This window comes from Streptomyces lunalinharesii (assembly GCF_039532155.1).
GTDB classification, from domain to species: domain Bacteria; phylum Actinomycetota; class Actinomycetes; order Streptomycetales; family Streptomycetaceae; genus Streptomyces; species Streptomyces lunalinharesii.
Genome location: NZ_BAAARK010000119.1, coordinates 1 through 855, shown reverse-complemented (window position 1 = coordinate 855; position 855 = coordinate 1). Strand labels below are relative to the sequence as shown.

Sequence of the window (855 nt, the reverse complement as noted above, 5' to 3'; positions counted from 1 at the left end):
CCACGCGCATGTCCAGGCCGCCGCCCTCGCGGGGTTCGGCGGTGATGGTGCCGTCGTGGGCGCGGGCCACGGAGCGGACGATGGACAGGCCCAGTCCGACGCCCTTGTCGCTGCCGGTCCGCTCGGTGCGCAGCCGCCGGAACGGCTCGAAGAGGTTCTCCACCTCGTACGCCGGCACCACCGGACCCGTATTGGAGACCACCAGCACCGCACACCCCGGGTGCGGCTCGGTGGTCACCTCCACCCAGCCCCCCTCCGGCACGTTGTAGCGCACCGCGTTCTGCACCAGGTTCAACGCGATCCGCTCCAGCAACACCCCGTTGCCCTGCACGAACACCTGCTGACGCACCCCACGCAACTCCACCCCCTTGGACTGCGCCTCCTCCCGCGTCTGATCCACCGCCTGCGACGCCACCTCCGACAGATCCACCGGACGCCTGTCCACGATCTTGTTCTCACTGCGCGCCAGCAGCAGCAACCCCTCCACCAACTGCTCACTGCGCTCATTGGTCGCCAACAACGTCCGCCCCAGCTGCTGCACCTCCGCCGACACCTGCGGATCGGCCAGCTGCACCTCCAACAACGTCCGATTGATCGCCAACGGCGTCCGCAACTCATGCGACGCGTTCGACACGAACCGCCGCTGCGACTCAAACGCCCGGTCCAACCGGTCCAACATCTCGTCGAAGGTGTCCGCCAACTCCTTCAGCTCGTCATCCGGACCCCCCAACTCGATCCGCCGATGCAGATCCGACCCCGCCACCCGCTGCGCGGTCCGCGTGATCCGCCCCAACGGCGACAACACCCGCCCCGCCATCGCATAACCGAACGCGAACGCCACGATCGTCAAACCCA

The 855-nt window shown here is 68.1% G+C and carries 1 protein-coding gene; it reads right to left on the bottom strand.

Annotated features, from left to right (window positions below; genetic code table 11):
* The coding region (locus tag ABD385_RS41215) for a sensor histidine kinase (RefSeq protein ID WP_344585414.1) at positions 1 to 855 on the bottom strand (855 nt) is incomplete at both ends.